Source organism: Pseudomonas idahonensis (assembly GCF_037903935.1).
GTDB lineage: Bacteria > Pseudomonadota > Gammaproteobacteria > Pseudomonadales > Pseudomonadaceae > Aquipseudomonas > Aquipseudomonas danubii.
Map to the genome: position 1 here is coordinate 2,419,864 of NZ_CP149586.1, position 6,687 is coordinate 2,426,550.

1 protein-coding gene is annotated in these 6,687 nt (G+C 68.3%); it reads left to right on the forward strand.

Features of this window, described 5'->3' with window-relative positions:
• The first annotated feature begins 12 nt into the window (after positions 1–12).
• Complete coding sequence (locus WIN67_RS11165; RefSeq protein ID WP_339071229.1) at positions 13–6,393, forward strand: amino acid adenylation domain-containing protein; 6,381 nt, start codon at positions 13–15, stop codon at positions 6,391–6,393.
• Positions 6,394–6,687: the final 294 nt, after the last annotated feature.

Consider the following 6,687-nt stretch of genomic DNA (forward strand, 5'->3'; position numbering starts at 1 on the left):
GCCGGTGATGGCATGAGCGCCGGGGCGGAGCAGGCCCAAGGCTTGCCGCTGACCACCGGGCAAAGGGATATCTGGCTCGATCAACTGAGCCGCGGTGACTCGCCGCTGTACAACATCGGCGGCTATGCCGACCTCAAGGGACCGCTCCAGCCCGAGCTGATGCAGCGCACGGTGGAGGCGCTGGTGCGCAAGCATGATGTGCTGCGCACGGTGCTGTCCCTGGAGGGCAGCAGCGACGGCCTGCCGTTGCAGTACTTCGACCGCGACTGGCCGGTGCAGTTGGCATTTCACGACCTGTCCGCCGAGGCCGACCCGCTGGCCACTGCCCTGGCGCGGATTCACTGGCAGATGCAGCAGCCGTTCAAACTCAGTGGCGAACGCCTGTGCCGTTTCTCGCTGTTTCGCCTGAGCCCCGAGCATCACCTGATGCAAGCCGAGGCCCATCACCTGATCCTCGACGGTTGGGGCTTTGCCCAGTTGTCCCAGTCCTTGGGTAGCCTCTACAGCGCTTTGGCGCGGGGCGAACAGCCCGGCCCTGGTGCACCGTCCTTTGTCGATTTCATCGAGGACGACGCGCGCTACCAGCAGTCCAGCCGTTATGCCCGGGACCGCGACTACTGGCTGGCCAAGTACCAGAGCCTGCCGGAGCCGCTGTTGCGCCCGCGCCATCGTCCGGGACAGGAAGCCGGAACGCCCGGGGCGACCCTGGTGCAGGCCTTTCCCGCGGCCCTGCATGAGCGGATGAAAGCCCTGGGCACAAGCACCGGGGCTTCGGCCTTCCACGTGCTGCTGGCGGCCTTGCATGTGTATTTCGCCCGCACCGGCCAGCGCGACCAGTGGGTCCTGGGCATGCCGGTGCTGAACCGGCCCAACGCCGCCTTCAAGGTGACCCTGGGCTGTTTCACCCAGGTCAGTGCGGTGCACATGGACTTCGGCCGCGAGCTGAGTTTCGAGGCGCTGGTGGCGGCGGTGCGGGACGTGCTCAAGCAGGATTATCGCCATCAGCGCTTTCCCCTGAGCGAGCTCAATCGCGCCCTCGGCCTGCTGCGTGAAGACCGCGGGCAATTGTTCGAACTGACCCTGTCCTATGAACTGGAGGACCTGCAATACCGCTACGGCGATGCCGTGGCCTCGTCGGTGAAAGTTTCCAATCGCCACGAGCCGACGCCCCTGGCCATTCACCTGCGCAGCAACCGTTTCGACGACAACGCCTGGATGCATTACGTCTACGACACGGGGTATTTCCAGCCCCATGAGATCGAGGCCCTGGCCGCTTGCCTGATCCATGTGCTGGAGCAGGGGTTGGCGAACGTGGCCTTGCCGGTGCAGCAGTTTTCGCTGCTGAGCGCAGAGCAGGGCGCGCGTTTGCAAGGGTGGAACGCCACCCGCCAGCCGCTGGCTGCCGAGCAGCGCATCCACAAGCGGGTCGAGGCCTGGGCCCAGCGCACTCCGGGCGCCGTGGCCCTGGTTGCCCAGGGCCAGCAGCTGAGCTACGACCAGCTCAACCGCCGGGCCAATGCCCTGGCCCTGCACCTGCAAGGGCTTGGGGTCGGTCCCGATCAGCGGGTGGCGATCCTGGCCCGACGCAGCCTGGAGACCCTGGTCGGCCTGCTGGCGATCCTCAAGGCCGGCGCTTGTTACGTGCCGCTGGACCCGGCGTATCCCCCTGAGCGACTGGCCTACCTGCTGGAGGACTGCGGGCCGGTGGCGCTGCTGACCCAGGCCGGTTTGCGCGAGCGCCTGCCGAGCCTGGCGGTGCCGCTGATCGAGCTGGACGATCAGCAGTGGCAGTCAGGCTCGGCGCCTGGTCCCCAGGTGCCCGGGCTGACGGCGCAGCACCTGGCCTACGTGATCTACACCTCCGGCTCCAGCGGTTTGCCCAAGGGCGTGATGGTGGAGCACCAGAGCCTGTCCGCCCTGGTGGACTGGCATTGCCGGGCCTTCGAGCTGCAGGCCGGCAGCCACACCTCCTGCCTGGCCGGCTTCGGTTTCGATGCCATGGCCTGGGAAGTCTGGCCGGCCCTGTGCGCCGGGGCGACCCTGCACCTGGCCCCGGCCAGTGACGGCCCCGAAGACCTCAATGGGTTGCTCGCCTGGTGGCGGGCCCAGCCGCTGCAGGTGAGCTTCCTGCCCACGCCGGTGGCCGAGTACGCCTTGAGCCAGCGGCTCGGTCATCCGACCTTGCGCACCCTGTTGATCGGTGGCGATCGCCTGCGCCAGTTACCCGAGGCACAGCGCTTTGCCCTGATCAACAACTACGGCCCCACCGAAGCCACGGTGGTGGCCACCTCCGGGAGCATCGAGGCCGGGCAGCCGCTGCATATCGGCCGGCCCATCGCCAATACCCAGGTCTATCTGCTGGATGAGCGACAACGCCCGCTGCCCATCGGCATTGCCGGCGAACTCTATATCGGTGGTCACGGGGTGGCCCGGGGCTACCTCAATCGCGACGAGCTGACGGCCGAGCGTTTCCTCGACGATCCCTTTAGCGACCGGCCCGGTGCGCGCATGTACCGCACCGGCGATCTGGCTCGCTGGCTGGAGGACGGCCGCCTGGAGTACCTGGGGCGCAATGACGATCAGGTGAAGATCCGTGGCCAGCGCGTCGAGCTGGGAGAAATCGAAACCCGCCTGGGCGCCCATCCCGCGCTGCAGGAGGTGCTGGTCCAGGCCCGGGACGGCCAGTTGCTGGCCTGGTTCACCGCCCGCGAGGCCGTGCCGATCAGTGACCTGCGGGACTTCCTGCGCCGGCAGTTGCCCGACGCCCTGGTGCCCGTGGCCTATGTACGGCTCGAGGCATTGCCCCTCACCGCCAACGGCAAGCTGGACCGCCAGGCCTTGCCCGCACCCGGGCCCGAGGCCCTGGTCAGCCGCGAGTACCAGGCCCCCCAGGGCCCACTGGAAACCACCCTGGCCCAGCTCTGGGCCCAGGTGCTGCAGGTGCAACAGGTGGGCCGCCACGACCATTTCTTTGAACTGGGCGGCCATTCGTTGCTGGCCCTGGAACTGATCCAGCGCATGCAGGAGCAGGGGCTGCATGCCGATGTGCGGGTGTTGTTCGGCCAGCCGACCCTGGCCAGCCTGGCGGCGGCGGTGGAGGGCCGGCAGGACGTGGAAATCCCGGCCAATGGCATACCTGCCGATTGCCGGCACATCACCCCGCAGATGCTGACCCTGGTGGACCTGGACCAGGAGAGCATCGACCGGGTACTGGCCACCGTTCCCGGCGGCGTGAGCAACGTGCAGGACATCTATCCCCTGGCGCCGCTGCAGGAGGGCTTGCTCTACCACCACATGACCTTTGCCGCGCATGACCCGTACCAGCAGCACGCGCTGCTGGCCTTTTCCCGTCGCGAGGACCTGGACGCCTTCGCCCAGGCCTTGCAGGCGGTGATCGAGCGCCATGACATTCTGCGCACCAGCCTGGTCTGGGAGGCGGCAGAGCAGCCGCTGCAGGTGGTCTGGCGCCAGGCCCGGTTGCCGGTGGAGCAGTGGCAGCCGACGGCCGAGGGCGGCTCGCTGGCGGAGCAGTTGCGCGAGCATTACCACCCGCGGCACAACCCGCTGGATATCCGCCAGGCACCGCTGCTGGCCCTGGCCTGGGCCGAGGACCGGCCGAACCAGCGCTGGCTCGCGCTGCTGCGCTTTCATCATCTGGTCAACGATGCCACGTCCACGGCCTTGCTGATGGCGGAAATCGCCGCCCACATGAACGGCCGGCAACAGCCACTGGCGCCAGCCTTTGCCTACCGTGACTACGTGGCCCGCACGCGGTTGGGGCAGGCCTCCCATGCTGCGTTCTTCCGTGAATACCTGGCCTCGGTGGACCAGCCGACCCTGGCCTTCGAGTGGCAGGAGCGTGCGGGCGAGCCGGTGGATCAGCAGCATGCCAGTGCTCTGCTGGATCACGACTTGAGCCTGCGCCTGCGTCATCAGGTGCGGCAGTTCGGGGTCAGTGCCGCCAGCCTGTTCCACCTGGCCTGGGGCCTGGTGCTGGGACGCTCCAGCGGCCGCGAGGACCTGCTGTTCGGCACGGTGCTGCTGGGTCGCTTGCAGGCCGGTGCGGGAGCGGACCGGGCCCTGGGCATGTTCATCAACACCTTGCCGTTGCGTCTGGAACTGGCGGGGCTGACGGTGGCGGCCGGGTTGCGCCAGACCCAGGAACGCCTCAGCGCGCTGCTGGCCCATGAGCAGGGGCCCCTGTCCCTGGCTCAGCGTTGCAGCGGCGTGGCGGCGCCGACGCCGCTGTTCAATGCCTTGCTCAACTACCGGCACAACGTCGCCGCCGACGCCCAGGCCCTGTTGCAAGGGGTGCCGGGGGCGCAATGGCTGAGCAGCGAAGAAGTGCTCAGCTACCCCTTGATGCTGGCGGTGGACGACCTGGAACCGGGCTTTCGCCTGGGAGCCCGGGCGCCCCGGCGGATCGGCGCGCAGCGCCTGCTGGACTACCTGAGCTGCGCCCTGGAGGGGCTGGTCCAGGCCTTGGAACAGGCACCGCAGACCCTGCTGCAGAGCCTGTCCATCCTGCCGGCGGCGGAGTATCGGCAGCAGATGCTGGCGTTCAACGCCACCGCCTCCGACTACCCCAGCGAGCTGACCCTGCACGGGCTGTTCGAAGCCCAGGTCCGCCGCACGCCCCAGGCGATTGCCCTGCAGGCCGGCGAGCAATGCCTGAGCTACGCCCAGCTCAACCAGCGGGCCAATCAGCTGGCCCATCACTTGCGCGAGCAAGGGGTGGGGCCGGACGTGCGAGTTGGGCTGTGCGTGGAGCGCGGCCTGGAAATGCTCATCGGCCTGCTGGGCATCCTCAAGGCCGGTGGCGCCTATGTGCCCCTGGACCCGGAGTACCCGCCGGAGCGGTTGAGCTTCCTGATCAATGACAGCCAGCCACTGGCCGTGCTGGTGCACCAGCCCACCCGGGCGCTGCTGCAGGCCCAGGCCGTGCCGCTGATCGATTTCGACCGCGACCACTGGCAGCACCCGGGCCAGGATGATCCTGTGGTGCCGGGGCTCGGGGTCAGGCACCTGGCCTATGTGATCTACACCTCGGGCTCCACCGGCAACCCCAAGGGGGTGATGGTGGAACACCGTGGCCTGGGCAACCTGATGCACTGGAGTTCGCGACTGTGTGGGCCATGCCCGGGCGGCACCTTGCTGCAAAAGGCCCCGTTCAGTTTCGACGGCTCGGTGTGGGAGCTGTTCTGGCCCCTGGTCAGCGGCATGCGCCTGCTCCTGGCGCGGCCCGACGGCCAGCGTGATCCGGGCTACCTGGCGCAGCTGGTGCAAGCGCAGCAGGTGACCATGATCAAGTTCGTGCCGGCGATGCTCCTGCAGTTCCTGCAACTGGAGGAGAGCGGACAGTGCCACAGCCTGACCGACGTTTTCTGCGGTGGTGGCGAGCTCACCGAGGCCATCGCCCGGCTGTTCCAGCGGCGCCTGCCCAAGGCCCGGCTGCATAACGTCTACGGTCCCACCGAGGCCACGGTGGACAGCAGTGCCTGGACTCTGGAACCCGGGGCCCCTGTACCGCCGGTGCAGTTGCCCATCGGCCGGGCCATTACCAATACCCGGCTGTATGTGCTCGATGCCCATGACCAGCCGGTGCCCCTGGGGGTCAGTGGCCAGTTGCATATTGGCGGCGTCGGCGTGGCCCGGGGCTACCTGGGCTTGCCGCAGTTGCGGGCCGAGCGCTTTATCGACAGCCCCTTCGTGGCCGGTGACCGCCTGTACCGCAGCGGCGATCTGGTGCGCTACAACGCCGACGGCGACCTGGAGTTCCTCGGCCGCAACGACTTCCAGGTCAAGCTGCGCGGGCTGCGCCTGGAACTGGGGGAGATCGAGGCACGGCTGGCGCAACACCCGGCCCTGCGCGAGGTGGCGGTGCTGATGCGCGATGAGCGCCTGGTGGCCTATTTCAGCCTGCACCCGGATCAGGCGCCGCCGGGTATCGAGGCACTGCGGGCCCATGTCCTGGAGCAGTTGCCGGAGTACATGGTGCCGGCCGCCTATGTGCGGCTGGCATCGCTGCCCCTGAGCGCCAACGGCAAGCTGGACCGCAAGGCGTTGCCGGAACCCGGGGTGGACGCAGTGCTGAGCCGCGAGTTCGAGGCGCCCCAGGGTGAGCTGGAAACGACCCTGGCGCGGCTCTGGGCCGAGGTGCTGCAGGTCGAGCGGGTGGGGCGCCATGACCATTTCTTCGAACTGGGCGGGCACTCCCTGCTGGCGGTCAGCCTGGTGGCGCGCATGCGCCAGGAGGGCCTGCATGCCGATGCCCGGCTGCTGTTCAGCCAGCCGACCCTGGCGGCCCTGGCGGCCCATACCCAGTACCAGTTGCAGCGCCTGGAGATTCCCGCCACCACCATTCCCCAGCTCAAGCGCCAGCGGCGTCTCTGAGCCCATCTTCGGCCTTGCAGGTGCGCCGGCCCCAGGGCCGGCGCTCGCCGTGGGCGCCACAGGACGGGGGCCGGGACAACGCCGGGGGCATGTCCCGGCTTCCCATGTCAGACACTCAAGGACGGATGTTTTAGCGTCTCCAGGCTGCCGGGAGCCCTGGCGGGATCAGTGTCTGCGGCGTTTGCCCGAGCCGCTGGCCGCTGAGCGCTCGGGCCCTGCGCCGCCTCTGAAAGGTTGCATCTGAAACAAGGACGTTCTCTTCAACCATTTCCGAATTCTCAGGCAGGTTACGAC